Genomic DNA, 16,578 nt, shown 5'->3' on the forward strand with positions numbered 1-16,578 from the left:
GCGTAAAACCTATCACAATGATGCATTTTTCCAAAGATATCGCGTCCGATTTGACACTGATCAAGGTCCGCCGGCGCGGAACGTGACAAGGGCGTGACACCTTTCAGCAAGATCTTTTCAGCAAGAGTAGAGGTGCCGTGCCGATGGAAGACCTTGATCCCGCGACCGCAGGAAATGCGGCAGAGACGGCCAAACCCGCCATTGACACCCTCCCGCGCAAGGGCGGGTTCCCGACCGTGACGCCGGATACGATCCGCCACGCGTTCGAGACCGGGGCCTATCCCTACGACACCAAGCTGTCGCGCCGCAGTTACGAGGCGCAGAAAGCCAGGCTTCAGGCAGAGATGCTGAAAGTGCAGAAATGGGTGGGCGAAACGGGTCAGAAAATCGTGATCCTGTTCGAAGGCCGCGATGCGGCGGGCAAGGGCGGCACGATCAAGCGTTTCATGGAACATCTGAACCCGCGGGAAGCGCGCGTGGTGGCGCTCAACAAACCCACCGACGAGGAGCGCGGCCAGTGGTTTTTCCAGCGCTATATCGAACATCTGCCCACCACCGGCGAAATGGTGTTCTACGACCGCTCCTGGTACAACCGGGCGGGTGTGGAGCGCGTCATGGGGTTCTGTGCGCCCAACGAGTATCTGGAGTTCATGCGCCAGACGCCGGATCTGGAGCGGATGATGGTCCGCTCGGGCATCAGGCTCTACAAATACTGGTTTTCCGTCACGCAGGAGGAACAGCGCGCCCGCTTCGAAAGCCGGCGGCTCGACCCTCTCAAAAGGTGGAAATTGTCGCCCATCGACATGGCCAGCCTCGACAAATGGAACGACTATACCGAGGCGAAGGAGGCGATGTTCTTCTACACCGACACCGCCGACGCGCCCTGGACCGTGATCAAGTCGGACGACAAGAAACGCGCGCGGCTGAATTGCATGCTGCATTTCCTGGATAGTCTGGACTACCCCGACAAGACCCCCCGGATCGCGCGGCACCCCGACCCGCTGATCGTGGGCCGTGCGGCCCAAGTGATCCACAAGGCAGACCACATCCTTGGCACCTCGTTGCATCCGGATGCCCGTCGCGGGGGATGACTGGGGGGGCGGCAGCGCTGAAGACAGGGCCGGCCGCAGAAGAACCGCCGCTAGTTCCGGTGGAAAATCAGGGCCATGGCGGTGTGCTGGGCGTCAGACGGTATGGATGTCGCTGAAGAACTGCTCGATGACCGCATCGTCGACAATGTTCCGCTGGTAGGCCACCGAAGCCACCGCGACCAGTTCGGCCATCTGCGCATCTGTCAGGGTGCCGGCGTTCATCGCCGAGATGCCGCTTTCCAGCGCGGTCAGAATGGCCGCATTGGTCATCTCGTTGGCGTTGGTGAACAACTGCTCCGCCTGCGCGACGGTCAATGTGTCTTGCTGATAGAAAGGCTCGAAATGGGCAGACGTGAACTGGACGAAGGAATCCGATATCTGCTGCGTCCGCAGCTGAGCCTCAAGATCCGACGCAAGCTCGCCGATACTGCCTTCCAGAACATCGGTTGCCGCAATCGCCATCGAGACGGCCGCAGCGGACAACACAACCCAGTCCACAGTGATGGCGCCGCTTTCATCGCGGAGAAACTGTCTAAAATATTCAGACATTTTTCATCAACCTCACCACATCCAATCAAAGACATTATATGCCCCAAAATGTGGGCATAATTGTGGCCGATTGTGGATCAGCGCCACAACAATGAACCAGGTTTTGCGAAACAATGGCTTGGGCAGGTGTCTGCCGGCGTGGGGTTCGGGCGGTTGCGGCGGGCCGCCGAAGGGTCCTATATCGCGCTCATGACGCGATCGTTTCTGCGCCCTCTCGCCCTGTCGGCCTTCCTGGCATCGGCCCCCACGCTGGCGGGCGCGCATCCGCATATCTTCATCGACGCGGGGCTCGACCTGATCCATGATGACAGCGGCAGCCTTGTGGAGGTGCGGGTGACATGGCGCTATGACGAGCTTTACTCGCTTCTGATCCTTCAGGACTATGGGCTGGACCCGGATTTCGACGGCGTTCTCACCGAAGACGAAATTGCCCGAACTCTTGGCTTCGACCTCAACTGGGGCGCAGGGTTCGAGGGGGGGCTGACCCTCTCGGCGGATGGTGCTGTGCTGGATATCGGCGCGCCCGAACCGGTCAGCCTGACCCTGACGGACGGGCATCTGGAAACCACCCATCGGCGCCCCGTCACCGGCCCTGCCTCCGCCGCCTTGCCGCTGGAAGCCGCGATCTACGATCCCGAATTCTATATCGCCTTCGAGATGACGCTGCCGATGGCGATCTCGGGCCGCGACGGCTGCACCCCCCGGCTGGTGCGCGCCGATCTGGATGCCGCCTATGCCACGCTTCAGGCCGAGATCGAGCGGATCGGCGGCGCGGTCTCCGCCGAAGACAATTTTCCCGCCGTGGGCGCGGTCTTTGCCGATCGGGTGGTGGTGACATGCGCCGCGCCCTGATCCTGCTCGCCGGTCTTCTGGCCCTCGGGCTGGCGGCGCTGGTTCTGACCGGGGCCGACGACATGCTTCTGCGCTGGGCCATGGAGGAGCAGCGCGACACGCAGAACGCGCTGGCCCGGGCGCTCCGCGCGCTCCGCGCGGGCGACCCCGGCGCCATGGCCGCCTTTGCAGCGCTCTGTTTCGCCTACGGGTTCTTTCATGCCGCAGGGCCCGGCCACGGCAAGATCCTGATCGGCGGCTATGGCGCGGCGCGGCGGGTGGGGCCCTGGCGTCTGTCGGGTATCGCGCTTCTGTCGAGCCTTGCACAGGCCCTGACCGCCATTCTGCTTGTCGCGGCGGGGCTCTGGGTTCTGGGGTGGAGCCGGGAGCGGATGACCGGCCTTGCCGAAGACAGCTTCGCGCCGCTCAGCTTCGCGCTGGTGGCCCTTGTGGGGCTGTGGCTGGCCTGGCGCGGGGCCCGCGCGCTGGGTGGCGGGCATGCCCACGCCCATGCCCATGCCAACGGGCCCGATGGTCTCTGCACGACCTGCGGGCATACCCATGCGCCCGCGCCCGCGGATCTGGAGCGCGCCACCGGCTGGCGCGATACGGCCATGCTGGTGGGCGCGGTGGCGGTCCGGCCCTGCACCGGCGCGCTGTTCGTCCTGATCCTCACCGCGCAGATGGGCATCTTCGCCACCGGCATCGCCGGTGCACTGGCCATGGGGCTTGGCACCGCAAGCGTGACGGTGGCCGTGGCCATTGCCGCCGTGACCCTGCGGGAGGGCGCGCTGGCCAGCCTGCCGGGCAGCGCGGCCATCGCCCGCGTGCAGCCGATGATCGAGCTTGGGGCCGGCATCGTCATCGCGCTTCTGGCGGGCCGTCTGGCGCTGGGCGCGATTTAGCCAACGCGCATCTTGGCAAGTCCGCCAACCCCGGATAAGCCCGGATCGTCATGTCTCCGTTCCGCACCCATATGCGCGCCACGCTCACGCTTGGCCTGCCGCTCATTGGCGGCCAGCTGGCCCAGATATCCATCGGGCTGACCGATACGATCATGGTCGGCTGGTACGGTGTGCCCGAACTGGCCGCCGTGGCGCTCGGCGCGTCCTATTTCCATATCGTTCTGGTCGTCGGTCTGGGCTTCGCGCTTGCGGTGATGCCGATGGTGGCCGCCGCCGTCGCCAATGACGACAAGACGCAGGTCCGCCGGGTGACCCGCATGGGTCTCTGGATCGCGGTGCTTTTCAGTCTGGCCACCCTGCCGGTGTTCTGGTTTTCCGGGCCGCTTCTGCTGGCCCTCGGGCAGGAGCCGCAGGTCGCCGTCGACACGCAATCCTATCTGCGCATCGCGGGCGGCGCGATCGGCTTCGCGGTGATGTTTCTGGTGCTGCGCAGCCACCTGTCGGCGCTGGAACACACCAAGGTCGTGCTCTGGTCCACGCTGGCGGGCGTGGCCATGAACGTGGCGCTGAACTGGGTGCTGATCTTCGGCAATCTGGGCGCGCCCGAACTGGGCCTGCAGGGCGCGGCCATCGCGTCGCTGGGCACCAATGCGGTGATGATGATCATTATCGCCGTCTACGCGGCCCGCGCGCGCGGCGTGGCCGAATACGATCTCTTCGCCCGGCTCTGGCGCCCCGACTGGGAGGCGTTCGGCCAGGTCTTCCGCCTTGGCTGGCCCATCGCGCTGACGCTGCTGTCCGAAGGCGGGCTGTTCATTGCCACCATGATCATGATGGGCTGGATCGGCACGCTGGAACTGGCCGCTCACGGGGTGGCGCTCCAGATCGTGTCTGTCACCTTCATGGTGCATGTGGGGCTCAGCTCGGCGGCAACGGTGCGCGCCGGCCATGCCTGGGGGCGCAGCGACGTCTCCGCCCTGCGCCATGTGGCCATCGCCGCGCTGACCCTCTCGGCGATCATGGTCGCGCTGACCATCGTGCTGTTCCTCGCCCTGCCGGAACCGCTGATGTCGGTCTTCGTCGATCCCGCCGATCCGCTCAGGCCGCAGATCATCGCCATCGGCTCGGGGCTGCTGGCGGTGGCGACCCTGTTCCAGCTGGCCGATGCGGCCCAGATCATGGCGCTCGGCCTTCTGCGCGGGGTGCAGGATACGCGCCTGCCGATGCTTTACGCGGTCTTCAGCTACTGGCTGATCGGCATCCCCTGCAGCTACCTGTTCGGGTTCCTCCTCGGCATGGGTGGCGTGGGGATCTGGCTCGGTCTCGTCGTGGGGCTGGCCTTTGCAGGCGCGCTGATGATGGCGCGGTTCTGGCGCGGCCCGGCCCGGCTGACGAACCCGGCCTGACCGCGACCGCGCGGGGCATGGCGGAAACCGCCGCGCCCCGCCTGCCAAGTATCTCTTCCCTCTGGCGGCACCCGCCGCCAGCCGCATGGGTGCCGCGTTCAGGTGGCGAGGCCGCCCAGCACCCGTGCCCAGGCCCGGATGCCGCGATGGAAGCTGCTCAGATTGTACTTCTCGTTCGGCGAATGCACGGCGTCGTCATCATTGCCGAACCCGGCCAGCAGCGCGTCCATGCCCAGATGGCTCTTGAAATACCCCGCCACCGGGATCGAGCCGCCGCAGCCGATGAAGGCTGCCGGTTTCGGCCATTCCGCCGACAGCGCCGCCCGCGCAACCTCGAAGGCGGGGTGGCCAGTATCCATGTGGCCGGCGGGGGAGGCGCCGTGATCGGCGAAGCTCACCTCGCAATCGGCTGGCAGCCGGTCCCGCACCCAGGCCCGGAAACTCTCGCGCAGCTTCAGCGGATCCTGACCGCTCACCAGCCGGAAACTGACCTTGGCGTGTGCCTCCGATGGCAGGACGGTCTTGAACCCCGCGCCCGTATAGCCGCCCCAGATCCCGTTGATCTCCGCCGTGGGCCGGGACCAGACCATCTCAAGGCCCGAACGCCCGATTTCGCCCGCTTTCTCGGACAATCCGACATCGCCCAGAAACCGCGCCTCGTCGAAGCCGAGCGCGTCCCATTGCGCCTTCAGCCCGGGCGACAGCTCGGCCACATCGTCGTAGAAGCCCGGCACCTGAATGACGCCGTTGCCGTCATGCAGCCCGGCCAGAACTCTGGTCAGCGCCCGGATCGGGTTCATCGCGATCCCGCCATACATCCCCGAATGCAGGTCGAGCGACGGGCCGGTGACGCGGATCTCCTCCCCCAGAAGCCCGCGCAACTGCGTGACGATTGCGGGCGTTTCGGGGTCGAACAGCCCGGTGTCGCAGATCAGCGCGATATCGGCGCGCAGTTCGTCGGCGTTTTCCTCCAGAAACGGGATCAGCGAGGGCGATCCGCTTTCCTCCTCCCCTTCGAAGAAGATCGTCACCCGGGCGGGCAGGGTGCCGGTTTCCGCCTTCCAGGCGCGGCAGGCCTCCACGAAGGTCATCAACTGGCCCTTGTCGTCGGCCGCACCGCGTCCGCGAATGACCTTGCCCTTGGGCGTCTCCTCGATCGCCGGATCGAACGGATCGCGATGCCACAGATCCAGCGGGTCCACCGGCTGCACGTCGTAATGCCCGTAGAACAGGACATGCGGGCCATCCCCGTCGCCATGGGCCACAACCATCGGATGGCCGGGCGTGGGCCGCGCCGACGCGTCGAAGCCAAGCTCGGTCAGCTCGTTCACCAGCCAGTCGGCGGCCTTGCTGCAATCCGCCTTGAAGGCCGGATCGGTGGAAATCGACGGAATGCGCAGCAATTCCATCAGACGGTCGGTGGCGGCATCCAGATCGGCGTCGATTCGGGCAAGAACGGCATCAAGGGACATGGGTGTGTTTCCTTCGGGTCAGGCGGTTTCGCCGAACATTACGCCGCTCCCGCGCGGTGTCCAGCGGTTGCCGGAGCCGGGCCGATCCGCTACATCGCGCGACACCGGCCCACGCGCCGGGCGGAGGGACCGGAACGCCACCGGCGGAGAGTTTGGAACGCAGCAAGAGGAGCGGAGACATGCGCGCCATTATCGGAGCAGTTGCGATTGCGGCCCTGGGCCTGCCGGTTCTGGCCCAAAGTCTGCCGACCGGCCGGGAGGCGCAGCGAATGCTGTTTTCGCCCCGCGGCCAGGCCGAGGGTGTGGTCATCCCCCATGAAAGCCTGAATGCGGCCGAAATCGCGCTGCTGGGCGGGGCGATCGACGAGGGGCTGCTGCCGGATATGCTCTATTACGGCGCTCTGGCGATTGCACCCGATGCGGGGCTGGCCAACCCGGTCACGACCGCCGCCGTCGGAAACTACCATGACGAGGCTGCGGCGCGGGCCGCCGCATTGGCCCAGTGCGAGGCCGGCCGGGAGGAGGGCGCGGACTGCGTGGTGGTTCTGGTCGTGCGTCCGCGCGGCTGGGAGCCGGGCGCGGCCCTGCAGCTCAGCGCATCGGCCAGCGCGGTCCTGCGCGGCGATTACCGGCGGGCCGACCGGCCCAAGGTCTTCGCGATATCGCCGGCCACCGGCGCCTGGGGGATAGGCGATACAGAGACATCCGCGAATGCCGCCTGCGGGCAGGCGGATTGCCGTGCCGTCATCGCCGATTAACGAGAGGTTTCCGCCGCTTGCTTGACACATGTCAAAGTACACAGCGCGGCAATTTGTAACTTGGCCAAGACAGCCCCGCCGCCATAAGTCAGCGGCAGAAGAGAGAGATGGCCGTTCGCTCGGGGGCGGCGGGAAGAGACAGCCAGCGTCTTTGGGTCAGGTCCCGGATGACAGTCCGGAGCCCACCCGGAAGGGAGACAGCCAGTGAACTACGACAGCGCGCTTGATACAGCCCTGAACCGTCTGCATGACGAAGGGCGGTATCGGACCTTCATCGATATCGAGCGGCGGCGCGGTCAGTTCCCCCACGCGGTCTGGACCCGGCCCGACGGCTCCACGCAGGAGATCACCGTCTGGTGCGGCAACGACTATCTGGGCATGGGCCAGCACCCGGTCGTGCTCGACGCGATGAAAGAGGCGCTGGATGCCACCGGCGCGGGTTCGGGCGGTACGCGCAACATCTCGGGCACAACGGTCTATCACAAGGCGCTGGAGGCCGAGCTTGCGGATCTGCACGCCAAGGAGGCCGCCCTTGTCTTCACCTCCGCCTATATCGCGAATGACGCGACGCTGAGCACGCTGCCCAAGCTGTTTCCGGGCCTCATCATCTATTCCGATGCGCTGAACCACGCCTCGATGATCGAAGGGGTCCGTCGCAATGGCGGCGCCAAGCGTATCTTCCGCCATAACGACATGGACCACCTGCGCGAGCTGATGGCCGCCGACGACCCGGACGCGCCGAAACTGATCGCCTTCGAATCGATCTATTCCATGGATGGCGATTTCGGCCCGATCGAGCAGGTCTGCGATCTGGCCGACGAATTCGGCGCGCTGACCTATATCGACGAGGTGCATGCCGTGGGCATGTACGGACCGCGCGGCGCGGGCGTGGCGGAGCGTGACGGTCTGATGGACCGGATCGACATCATCAACGGCACGCTGGGCAAGGCCTATGGCGTGATGGGCGGCTATATCACGGCAAGCGCAAAAATGTGCGACGCCATAAGGTCCTATGCGCCGGGCTTCATCTTCACCACGTCGATCCCGCCGGCCATAGCCGCTGGGGCCGCCGCCTCCGTACGGCATCTGAAGACCGACCAGACCCGCCGCGATCTGCAACAGGAACGCGCCAGGGTGCTGAAGATGCGCCTGAAGGCGATGGGCCTGCCGATCATCGATCACGGCTCCCATATCGTACCGGTGATCGTGGGCGACCCGGTCCATACCAAGAAGATCTCCGACATGCTTCTGGCCGATTACGGGATCTACGTGCAGCCGATCAACTACCCGACTGTGCCGCGCGGCACCGAGCGGCTGCGGTTCACGCCTTCGCCGGTTCATGATCCGAAAATGCTCGACGGGCTGGTGCGCGCCATGGACGGGCTCTGGAGCCATTGTGCGCTGAATCGTGCCGAGTTGAGCGCCTGAGCCTTTTTCTGCTGGTGCACAGGCTTCTCCCTTTGTGATAAGGTGTTTCAAACGCGGGTGATTGGGGAATCACCCGTTCGGGGATGACGACGCCGAACCAACAATGCGGGCCCGATCCGCCGATTGGTGGAAAAGGGTCCGGATAAAAGCGCGGGGCAGGGCCGGTATGGGCCATGACAGGGTAGAACATCAGGTGCCGGGTGTACCGTTCGAGGAGTTCGCAGCTCTCGACGTGCCCTTGGGCGATCTGATGCGCGGCGAGCGCGCGACGCTCGGCAAATCCCTCCTTGATGTCGAGCGTGAACTGAAGATCAAGGCCGCCTATATCGCGGCCATCGAAAACGCCGATCTCTCCGTCTTCTCCTCGCAGGGTTTCATCGCCGGATACGTACGCTCCTATGCCCGTTATCTGGGGCTCGATCCCGAATGGACCTTCGAGAGATTCTGCAGGGAAAGCGGGTTTTCCGGCGTGCACGGGTTTTCCGCCCGTCAGGCCGGGCTTGCCAAGCGTTCGCTGGCCGAAGCGCCGGGGCGTGTCGACCCCAATGACGTGATCAGGGCCGCGCGGGTCTCCTTCGCGCCGGAGCGCGAAAGCGTATTCTCGAAGGTGGAGCCCGGTGCGATGGGCTCGGCGCTGGTGCTGATCGCGCTGGTCGTCGGCATCGGCTACGGCGCCTGGGCGGTGCTGAACGACATTCAGCGCCTGCAATTCGCGCCCGTCGAACAGGCTCCCGATACGCTGGCCACGCTGGCGCCGCTCGGCGGCGCGGTCGATGGCAATTTCGGCGCCGACCTGCCCGATGATGTGGCCACTGCCGTTCCCGCCGCCGATGCGCTCGACCGGCTTTACCGCCCTCAGGCGCTGGATGTGCCGGTGATGACCCCGCGCGACCAGCCGCTTGCCACGCTCGACCCCGACGAGGTCGGGGCGCTGGCGCCGGCGGTGCACCGTCTGACCGGCGATCCGCTGCCCCTTGCCGACACCCCGCCCACGGGCAGTCAGGTGCAGGTGACCGAACGCACCGGGGACGAGGTGATGCTGTTTGCCGTCCGCCCCTCCTGGGTGCGCGTCACATCCGCCTCCGGCACGGTGATCTACGAAGGCACGCTGAACGCGGGCGACAGCTATGTGCTGCCCGCCTCGGAAGTGCCGCCGACCTTGCGCGCGGGCAATTCCGGCTCGCTCTATTTCGCGGTGAACGGCGTCACCATGGGCCCTGCGGGTCCCGGAACCTCCGTGGCGCGCGACGTGGTCCTTTCCGCCGATGCGATCTCCGAGGCCTATGTGATGGCCGACGCCACGACCGACCCGGATCTGGCCGAAGTGGCCGCCCTGGTTCTGAGCGACGAGCCCCAGGCAGACGAATGAGGCCCGAGGGCGTTGTGCCCGCGGCCCGGTCGGCCTATCTTTCAATCTGACTCTCACGCCGATCCGACGGAGTTTTCGCGCATGTCGCATAATCCGATCCGCCCATGGCGCAATATCGATCGCCGTAAGACCCGGCAGATCCATGTGGGCAACGTTCCCGTGGGCGGCGACGCCCCGATAACCGTGCAGACCATGACGAACACGCTGACCACCGATGTCAAAGGCACCATCGCGCAGGTTCAGGCCTGCGCGGAGGCGGGGGCCGATATCGTCCGCGTCTCGGTCCCGGATCAGGCGTCCTCTCGGGCGCTGAAGGAGATCGTGGCCGAAAGCCCGGTGCCGATCGTGGCGGATATCCATTTCCACTACAAACGCGGCATCGAGGCGGCGGAGGCCGGCGCGGCCTGCCTGCGGATCAACCCCGGCAATATCGGCGACGAAAGCCGGGTGAAGGAGGTCATTCAGGCGGCCCGCGACAACAATTGCTCCATGCGGATCGGGGTGAATGCGGGATCGCTGGAAAAGCACCTGCTCGACAAATACGGCGAGCCCTGTCCCGATGCGATGGTGGAATCCGGTCTCGATCACATCAGGATCCTCGAAGACAACGACTTCCTGAACTTCAAGATCTCCATGAAGGCGTCGGACGTGTTCATGACGGTTGCGGCCTATCAGATGCTGGCCGAACAGACCGATGCGCCCTTCCATCTGGGCATCACCGAGGCCGGCGGCTTTGTCGGCGGCACCGTGAAATCGGCCATCGGACTGGGCAATCTGCTATGGGCGGGGCTTGGCGACACGATGCGGGTCAGCCTTTCCGCCGATCCGGTCGAAGAGGTGAAAATCGGCTTCGAAATCCTGAAATCCCTTGGCCTGCGCCATCGCGGGGTCAACATCATTTCCTGCCCGTCCTGCGCGCGGCAGGGGTTTGACGTGATCAGGACGGTCGAGGCGCTGGAGCAGCGTCTGGAACATATCAAGACCCCGATGAGCCTCAGCATCATCGGCTGCGTGGTCAACGGCCCGGGCGAGGCGCTGATGACCGATGTGGGCTTCACCGGCGGCGGGGCCGGCAGCGGCATGGTCTATCTTGCGGGCAAGCAGAGCCACAAGCTGTCCAATGACGAGATGATCGAGCATATCGTCGAACAGGTGGAAAAAAAGGCCGCCGAGCTTGAACAAGCCCGTGCCGCCGAAGACGCCGCAAGCCAGGCTGCGGAGTAGCGCGGGTAGGGGCAGGTTCCGCGCCGCCGCACCGGGCCGGCAGAAATAGGGGCAGCCCCTGGGGGCCACCCCACACTTCATCAAATGATCGTACCGCAGGGGGTAATTCCCCGGGGGCCGTGCCTGGGGCCTCAGGTCTCCGGTCCCCGGCAATCTGCCTGACGGAACAAGGGTCCCGGCTCTGCGCTGTTGGGGGCCAGCACCGGGGGCCGGGTAGGGCAGACTGCCGCGGACCGGAGGGCCAAAGCAGGCAGGGCCGACTCTGCCGACGAACATGTCAGCCACGTAAAGCCCCGGTGACATCTGCATAATCATCCCTGTCCGCGCCCCGAAACCTGTGGATAAGCGGCCCCCGCCGTGCCGGGCGTGCGCCGCGCCCCTGTTCCTCCATCCGCGCCCCGGGGTGGCCCTTGCGGCGGCGGGCCCGCGAATTCCGATACACCTTGGGCAGAAAAGGCCATAGTCTGGGCCGGAGACAACTGTGAAGGACCACCGCCATGGCGCTTCTGGCCGATCTGCCGCGCAACGAAGACGGGATTACCGCGGCTCTGGGTATCCTCGCCCAACGGTTCGGCCCGCGCATGGATACGGGCCGCGCGCTGCGCGAACAGCATGGCCATACCACGACATGGCTGAAGAACCAGCCCCCCGACGCGGTCGTCTTTCCCCATACGACCGAGGAGGTGCAGGAGATCGTGCGCATTTGCGCCACCCACCGTGTGCCGATCATTCCCTTCGGCACCGGCACCTCGCTGGAAGGCCATGTGAACGCCCCCGCGGGGGGCATCAGCGTCGATCTCAGCCAGATGGACCGGATCCTCGCCGTGCATCCCGAGGATATGGATGTGGTGATCGAGCCCGGCGTGACCCGCAAGGCGCTGAACACCCATCTGCGCGACACGGGCCTTTTCTTCCCCATCGATCCCGGCGCCGATGCTTCGCTCGGCGGGATGGCCGCGACCAATGCCTCGGGCACCAATGCGGTCCGCTACGGCACGATGAAGGACAATGTGCTGGCGCTGAAAGCGGTCCTGCCCTCGGGCGAGGTGCTGAAAACCGCCGCGCGCGCCCGCAAGACCTCCGCGGGCTACGATCTGACCCGGCTGATGGTCGGCTCCGAAGGCACGCTTGGCCTGATCACCGAACTGACGCTGCGCCTGCAGGGCATTCCGGAGGCAATTTCCGCGGCCACCTGTTCCTTTCCGAGCGTGGAGGCCGCCTGCAACACCGTGATCGCCACCATCCAGTACGGCCTGCCCATCGCCCGGATCGAGCTGCTGGATGCGCTGACCGTCCGGGGCGTCAACGCCTATTCCCGGCTCAGCCTGCCCGAAACGCCGCTCCTGCTGGTGGAGTTTCATGGCTCGCCCACGGGCGTGGCCGAACAGGCCGCCGCCTTTGGCGAAATCGCGGGCGACTTCGGTGCGGACGGGTTCGAGGCGACGACGCTGGAGGAAGAGCGCAACCGCCTCTGGCAGGCGCGTCACGATGCCTACTGGGCTTCGCTTGCGCTGCGGCCCGGGGCAAAGGGCATCTCCACCGATGTCTGCGTTCCGGTCTCCCGCCTTGCCGATTGCGTGACCGCGGCGCAGGAGAAGACCGCCGAGATGGGCTTCGTCGCCCCGGTCGTGGGCCATGTGGGCGACGGCAACTTCCATGTCCTTCTGCTGATCGACATGGACGACACGGCCGAGGTTGCGCGGGCCGAAAACTTCGTCGGCTGGCTGAACGATCTGGCCATCTCGATGGATGGCACCTGCACCGGCGAACACGGCATCGGGCAGGGCAAGGCGCCCTATCTGGTCCGCGAGCTGGGCGACCCCGCCATGCAGGTGATGGCGGCGATCAAGGCGGGGATCGACCCGTACAACATCCTCAACCCCGGCAAGATCGGCCTGCCGACCTGAGCTAGCCTCCTCCCGTCCCCTCCGTAGTCCAAAGAACCCCCATGACCGGAACGCATCGCTTCACCGCCCATAAGGAACCTCATCTCTCCGGCCGCTCCGGCTGGCTGCGCGCGGCCGTCATGGGCGCCAATGACGGTATTCTGTCCACCGCGTCTCTCATCGTGGGGGTGGCCGCCGGCGGCGCGGACCGGGTGGAGATGATCCTGGCCGGCGTGGCGGGCATGGTGGCCGGCGCCATGAGCATGGCGGCGGGCGAATATGTTTCCGTGTCCAGCCAGGCGGATGTGGAGCGCGCCGATATCGCGCGCGAGAAAACCGAATTGAAGCGCAATCCCGAAGGGGAGCTGCGCGAACTGGTGGCGATCTATCGGGCCCGGGGGCTCAGCACCGAACTTGCCACGGAAGTGGCCCAGGAACTGACCCGCGCCGATGCGCTCGGCACCCATCTCAGGGACGAGATCGGGCTGACCGATCTGTCGCCACCGCGCCCGCTTCAGGCGGCCGTCGTCTCCGCGTCGACCTTCGCGCTCGGGGCGGGCGTGCCGCTCATCGTGGCCATGATGAGCCCGCTTGCGATGGTTCTGCCGTCGGTGGGGATTGCCACGCTCCTGGCGCTGGCGATCCTCGGCGGGCTCGGCGCACAGGCAGGCGGCGCACCGAAACTGCGTGCGGCGGGGCGGGTGATGCTCTGGGGTGTCCTGGCCATGGCCGCCACATCGGTCATCGGTGCGCTGGTGGGGCAGGCGCTCTGAGCCCGGCCCATTGCACGGGTCACCTGAAAAGCAAACACCATCGGGCGCGCGGGGGGTGACATGCGCCGGACCGTCCGGTCAGCCGGGGGACGATTGTGCCCACATGCCGGATGCACCGCGCTCAGGGCAGCGCCGCCGCCATCGCCAGCGCCCCGTCCAGCGCGCTGCCTTTCGCCGGGACAAGACCGGCCCGCAACCCCTCAGGCAAATGCATGGCGAGCGCCTTGCCGAAACCGCCGGTCAGGACCAGCGGCGCACCCGGGACATGGCCCAGATCGTCCAGCGCGCGGGTCACCTCGGCCACGGCCTCCCCGATCAGGCATTGCCCAAGCGCCGATCCGGCATGGTCCAGCACCACGGGCGCGAGCGCCGCGTAATCCACCGGCGCCGCGTCCCTCAGGGTGATCAGCGGATGCGGCGCAAGCCGGGCCATCAGCGCGTCGCTCAGGGCATCTGCCGCGATCCGCCCCTCCACCGCCTTGAGGCTTAGCGCGACCGCCCGCCGGCCCAGCCACGCGCCCGAGCCTTCGTCGCCAAGGGCAAAGCCCCAGCCCCCCAGATGGGTCAGATGCCCGCCCGCCTTGCGGATGAAGAACGACCCGGTGCCAAGGCTCGCCAAGGTCCCGTCGCCCCCCGCAAAGGCACCATGAAGCGTCGTCTCGCTGTCATCAACGATCCGCGCGGGAAACGGCAGCCGTGCGGCCAGTTCCGCGGCAAGCGGCGGCAGGCGGCAACCCGCGACCCCGGCGCAGATCCGGGCCCGTGGCAGAACCGCCCGTGTCAGCCCCGCCTGATCCAGCGCGCGCCCAAGGGTTTCCGAGATCTCGACCCCCGCGCGCCCGGCATCGGTGAAGGCGTTGGCCGGGCCGCCATCGACCCGCAGCACGCCGCCACCGGGCAGGCGTATCGCCACCCGGCAGCCGCTACCCCCGCCGTCTATCCCGATCGTGATCCGCGCCCTCATGAAGGGCAATCTACGCGGCAAGGCGATCCCCGGCCAGCGGTCATCACAGGGTCACGACCCGCCCCTCGCGGGCCGCCTCCTGCGCGGCCAGCCCCATGCGCACCGCCGCAATCCCGTCGCTCAGGCTGACCGCGGGCGGCATGCCGCTTTGCACGGCCTCCAGAAACAGCCGGTGCTGATAGAAGGTCGCGCCATTGTGGTCTCCGGCCTCCAGCAGTGTCGGATCGACCGGAATTTCCATCTCGCGCGGGCCCTGCGGCATGCGCGGGCTGACGATCACGCGCGGCACCGGGGCGGGGCCCAGATGGGCGGGCCAGAACCGTCCGGGCCCGGGCACCAGCGCCTCGATCTTGCCGCGCGGGCCGACCGCCGACAGCTCTTCCTGATAGCGGGAGCCTTCGGCGAACATGCATAATTCCAACATTCCCCGCGCCCCGTTTGCGAAATCGACGATCACGTAGCCATGGTCCCAGATATCCGGGATCTCGTCGCCATACCGCTCCTCCAGATGGTTCAGGGCCTGCCCGGCACTGGCCATCACCCGAACCGGTTCGGAATTCAGTGTGTGGCGCATCAAGTCAAAGAAATGACAGCATTTTTCGACCATCGTGCCGCCGGTGTTGCGATTGAAGCGGTTCCAGTTCCCGACCTTCGGAAGAAACGGAAACCGGTGTTCCCGAATGCTCAGCATGGCGATGCCGCCGGTCTCTTCCTGGGCCAGGGAGAGGAATTTCGCAATCGGTGGCATATATCGATATTCCAATGCGACCCAGATCAGGGCAGGATAGCTGACCTGAAGTTTTTCCAGCCGCGGCGCCTCGGCCGGATCGGTGTAAACGGGCTTCTCCACAAGGACGGGTAGGGGCCGGGTCGCCGCGATTTCCTCCAGTTGCGCAAGATGCTGATGATTGGGCGTGGCGATCACCAGCGCGTCGATATCGGGGCGGGCCAGAAGCTCGGCGATGCTGTCGCAAAACGCGGCATCCGGGGCCAGCGCCCGCGCCGTTTCCCGCATGCCCGGATCCGGCTCCGCGATCGCCGCGACGGTGACACCTAGCAAGAGCCGGATATTGCGGATATGTTCCTGCCCCATCATGCCGCAGCCAATGATGCCGTATCGCATATGCGTTCTTTCCTGTTGTGGAACGTCAGTTCATTCGGGTGGCGTCAGCTGATCCGCGCCACGTAGCGCGCACGGGCGGGATCGAACCAGGTGCGGGAGAACTCCGCCGGCTCGTTATGCTGGCTCCAGGCGCGGCGCTCGACAAGGCCGGTCGTGGCGCCCGCGGCAAGGCCGAACGCGTCCGGCACCCAGTCCGGCGCCTCGGCGATGCCCACCCTGTCATCGGCGCGCAAAACCGACAGGCGGAGCGCGTCCCGGTAATAGAGATAAAGGGACTGGCTCAGATCCACGGCGCGGATATCGCCGGTGAAGCGGCCATCGAGCCAGATCTCCTCCACCGCGACAGCCAGCTTGTTCAGAAACCTCAGCCGCCGGATGCGCCAGCCGAAATCGACCACATTGCCGATATCCGGGATGTCGTCGGGTTTGGTCATCTTGCGCAGATCAAGGAGCCGCGCCGTGGGCAGGCCGCCACCATTGAGCAGTTCGAGCCGGAAGAGCGCATACAGCCCGCGCGCGTTCTGTCCCGCCCGGATCGTGTTGCCGGAGCCCTGCCGGCGCTCCAGCAGGTCGCGCCGCTCAAGCTCGGCCAGCGCCTTGCGCAGCGTCACCACCGACACGCCATGATCCGCCGCCATCCGGCGCTCCGGTGGCAGGCGCTGCCCGTCGGCCAGACGCCCCGCGGCGATGTCGCGGATCAGCAGCTCGCTGATCTGGAGATAGGCCGGCAAGGCGCCCGGTTCGGTCATCTCGGCGCCCTCCCGCGCGGAAATTGATATACCATTGATCTACCCCAAAC

At 66.3% G+C, this 16,578-nt stretch carries 15 protein-coding genes; 10 read left to right on the forward strand and 5 right to left on the reverse strand.

Going from position 1 to position 16,578, the window contains the following annotated elements; all coding sequences use genetic code 11:
- Positions 1-143 precede the first annotated feature (143 nt).
- Positions 144-1,091 carry a polyphosphate kinase 2 gene (ppk2, locus tag ACQ651_RS04290; RefSeq protein WP_375552638.1) on the forward strand — a complete coding sequence of 316 codons (948 nt, stop codon included), beginning with the start codon at positions 144-146 and terminating at the stop codon, positions 1,089-1,091.
- Between the two features lie 93 nt (positions 1,092-1,184).
- Here ppk2 and ACQ651_RS04295 read toward each other — a convergent pair whose 3' ends face one another.
- On the reverse strand, positions 1,185-1,640 hold the full coding sequence (locus ACQ651_RS04295) for a hypothetical protein (protein ID WP_227285481.1): 456 nt from the start codon (positions 1,638-1,640) through the stop codon (positions 1,185-1,187).
- A gap of 126 nt (positions 1,641-1,766) precedes the next feature.
- Between ACQ651_RS04295 and ACQ651_RS04300 the strand changes: the two genes are divergently transcribed.
- From ACQ651_RS04300 to ACQ651_RS04310, 3 genes are read left to right on the forward strand one after another with little or no spacing between them, the layout of a single operon-like run.
- Positions 1,767-2,492: a DUF1007 family protein gene (locus ACQ651_RS04300; RefSeq protein ID WP_227285482.1), complete on the forward strand. Its 726-nt coding sequence runs from the start codon at positions 1,767-1,769 to the stop codon at positions 2,490-2,492.
- Complete coding sequence (locus ACQ651_RS04305) at positions 2,477-3,376, forward strand: nickel/cobalt transporter (protein ID WP_375552636.1); 900 nt, start codon at positions 2,477-2,479, stop codon at positions 3,374-3,376. The genes ACQ651_RS04300 and ACQ651_RS04305 overlap by 16 nt, the downstream gene beginning before the upstream one ends.
- Before the next feature lie 50 nt (positions 3,377-3,426).
- Positions 3,427-4,782, forward strand: a complete 1,356-nt coding sequence (locus ACQ651_RS04310) for an MATE family efflux transporter (protein WP_430448478.1) — start codon at positions 3,427-3,429, stop codon at positions 4,780-4,782.
- 98 nt (positions 4,783-4,880) lie between these two features.
- Here ACQ651_RS04310 and ACQ651_RS04315 read toward each other — a convergent pair whose 3' ends face one another.
- On the reverse strand, positions 4,881-6,254 hold the full coding sequence (locus ACQ651_RS04315) for a M20/M25/M40 family metallo-hydrolase (RefSeq protein ID WP_430448480.1): 1,374 nt from the start codon (positions 6,252-6,254) through the stop codon (positions 4,881-4,883).
- Positions 6,255-6,433: 179 nt separating this feature from the next.
- Between ACQ651_RS04315 and ACQ651_RS04320 the strand changes: the two genes are divergently transcribed.
- The 6 genes from ACQ651_RS04320 (at position 6,434) to ACQ651_RS04345 (ending at position 13,692) form a co-directional block, all read left to right on the forward strand.
- Positions 6,434-7,012, forward strand: a complete 579-nt coding sequence (locus tag ACQ651_RS04320; RefSeq protein WP_227285486.1) for a 5-aminolevulic acid synthase — start codon at positions 6,434-6,436, stop codon at positions 7,010-7,012.
- Between the two features lie 204 nt (positions 7,013-7,216).
- Positions 7,217-8,440 (forward strand): 5-aminolevulinate synthase, encoded by a 1,224-nt coding sequence (gene hemA, locus ACQ651_RS04325; RefSeq protein WP_430448482.1) that lies wholly within the window; start codon positions 7,217-7,219, stop codon positions 8,438-8,440.
- Between the two features lie 166 nt (positions 8,441-8,606).
- Complete coding sequence (locus ACQ651_RS04330; RefSeq protein WP_375552632.1) at positions 8,607-9,809, forward strand: helix-turn-helix domain-containing protein; 1,203 nt, start codon at positions 8,607-8,609, stop codon at positions 9,807-9,809.
- An 81-nt stretch (positions 9,810-9,890) separates the two neighbouring features.
- Complete coding sequence (gene ispG / locus ACQ651_RS04335; RefSeq protein ID WP_375552631.1) at positions 9,891-11,033, forward strand: flavodoxin-dependent (E)-4-hydroxy-3-methylbut-2-enyl-diphosphate synthase; 1,143 nt, start codon at positions 9,891-9,893, stop codon at positions 11,031-11,033.
- A 497-nt stretch (positions 11,034-11,530) separates the two neighbouring features.
- Complete coding sequence (locus ACQ651_RS04340; protein WP_430448484.1) at positions 11,531-12,940, forward strand: FAD-binding oxidoreductase; 1,410 nt, start codon at positions 11,531-11,533, stop codon at positions 12,938-12,940.
- 41 nt (positions 12,941-12,981) lie between these two features.
- Positions 12,982-13,692 (forward strand): VIT1/CCC1 transporter family protein, encoded by a 711-nt coding sequence (locus tag ACQ651_RS04345; protein ID WP_227285490.1) that lies wholly within the window; start codon positions 12,982-12,984, stop codon positions 13,690-13,692.
- A 121-nt stretch (positions 13,693-13,813) separates the two neighbouring features.
- On the opposite strand, the gene ACQ651_RS04350 is transcribed toward ACQ651_RS04345, so the two are convergent.
- Genes ACQ651_RS04350 through ACQ651_RS04360 form a run of 3 tightly spaced genes read right to left on the reverse strand, consistent with a single transcriptional unit; the run spans position 13,814 to position 16,528 of the window.
- Positions 13,814-14,656 carry a BadF/BadG/BcrA/BcrD ATPase family protein gene (locus ACQ651_RS04350; RefSeq protein WP_430448486.1) on the reverse strand — a complete coding sequence of 281 codons (843 nt, stop codon included), beginning with the start codon at positions 14,654-14,656 and terminating at the stop codon, positions 13,814-13,816.
- Between the two features lie 43 nt (positions 14,657-14,699).
- On the reverse strand, positions 14,700-15,779 hold the full coding sequence (locus ACQ651_RS04355) for a Gfo/Idh/MocA family protein (protein ID WP_430448487.1): 1,080 nt from the start codon (positions 15,777-15,779) through the stop codon (positions 14,700-14,702).
- Positions 15,780-15,823: 44 nt separating this feature from the next.
- On the reverse strand, positions 15,824-16,528 hold the full coding sequence (locus ACQ651_RS04360) for a GntR family transcriptional regulator (protein WP_375552627.1): 705 nt from the start codon (positions 16,526-16,528) through the stop codon (positions 15,824-15,826).
- Between the last annotated feature and the right edge of the window lie 50 nt (positions 16,529-16,578).

It is taken from the genome of Rhodophyticola sp. (assembly GCF_965284195.1).
GTDB lineage: Bacteria > Pseudomonadota > Alphaproteobacteria > Rhodobacterales > Rhodobacteraceae > Rhodophyticola.

Excerpts from the sequence above, each read along its gene's own strand:
- ppk2 (WP_375552638.1), top strand. The coding sequence starts at position 144 with ATGGAAGACCTTGATCCCGCGACCGCAGGAAATGCGGCAGAGACGGCC.
- ACQ651_RS04295 (WP_227285481.1), bottom strand. The coding sequence starts at position 1,640 with ATGTCTGAATATTTTAGACAGTTTCTCCGCGATGAAAGCGGCGCCATC.
- ACQ651_RS04305 (WP_375552636.1), top strand. The coding sequence starts at position 2,477 with ATGCGCCGCGCCCTGATCCTGCTCGCCGGTCTTCTGGCCCTCGGGCTG.
- ACQ651_RS04310 (WP_430448478.1), top strand. The coding sequence starts at position 3,427 with ATGTCTCCGTTCCGCACCCATATGCGCGCCACGCTCACGCTTGGCCTG.
- ACQ651_RS04315 (WP_430448480.1), bottom strand. The coding sequence starts at position 6,254 with ATGTCCCTTGATGCCGTTCTTGCCCGAATCGACGCCGATCTGGATGCC.
- ACQ651_RS04320 (WP_227285486.1), top strand. The coding sequence starts at position 6,434 with ATGCGCGCCATTATCGGAGCAGTTGCGATTGCGGCCCTGGGCCTGCCG.
- ACQ651_RS04330 (WP_375552632.1), top strand. The coding sequence starts at position 8,607 with ATGGGCCATGACAGGGTAGAACATCAGGTGCCGGGTGTACCGTTCGAG.
- ispG (WP_375552631.1), top strand. The coding sequence starts at position 9,891 with ATGTCGCATAATCCGATCCGCCCATGGCGCAATATCGATCGCCGTAAG.
- ACQ651_RS04340 (WP_430448484.1), top strand. The coding sequence starts at position 11,531 with ATGGCGCTTCTGGCCGATCTGCCGCGCAACGAAGACGGGATTACCGCG.
- ACQ651_RS04345 (WP_227285490.1), top strand. The coding sequence starts at position 12,982 with ATGACCGGAACGCATCGCTTCACCGCCCATAAGGAACCTCATCTCTCC.
- ACQ651_RS04350 (WP_430448486.1), bottom strand. The coding sequence starts at position 14,656 with ATGAGGGCGCGGATCACGATCGGGATAGACGGCGGGGGTAGCGGCTGC.
- ACQ651_RS04355 (WP_430448487.1), bottom strand. The coding sequence starts at position 15,779 with ATGCGATACGGCATCATTGGCTGCGGCATGATGGGGCAGGAACATATC.
- ACQ651_RS04360 (WP_375552627.1), bottom strand. The coding sequence starts at position 16,528 with ATGACCGAACCGGGCGCCTTGCCGGCCTATCTCCAGATCAGCGAGCTG.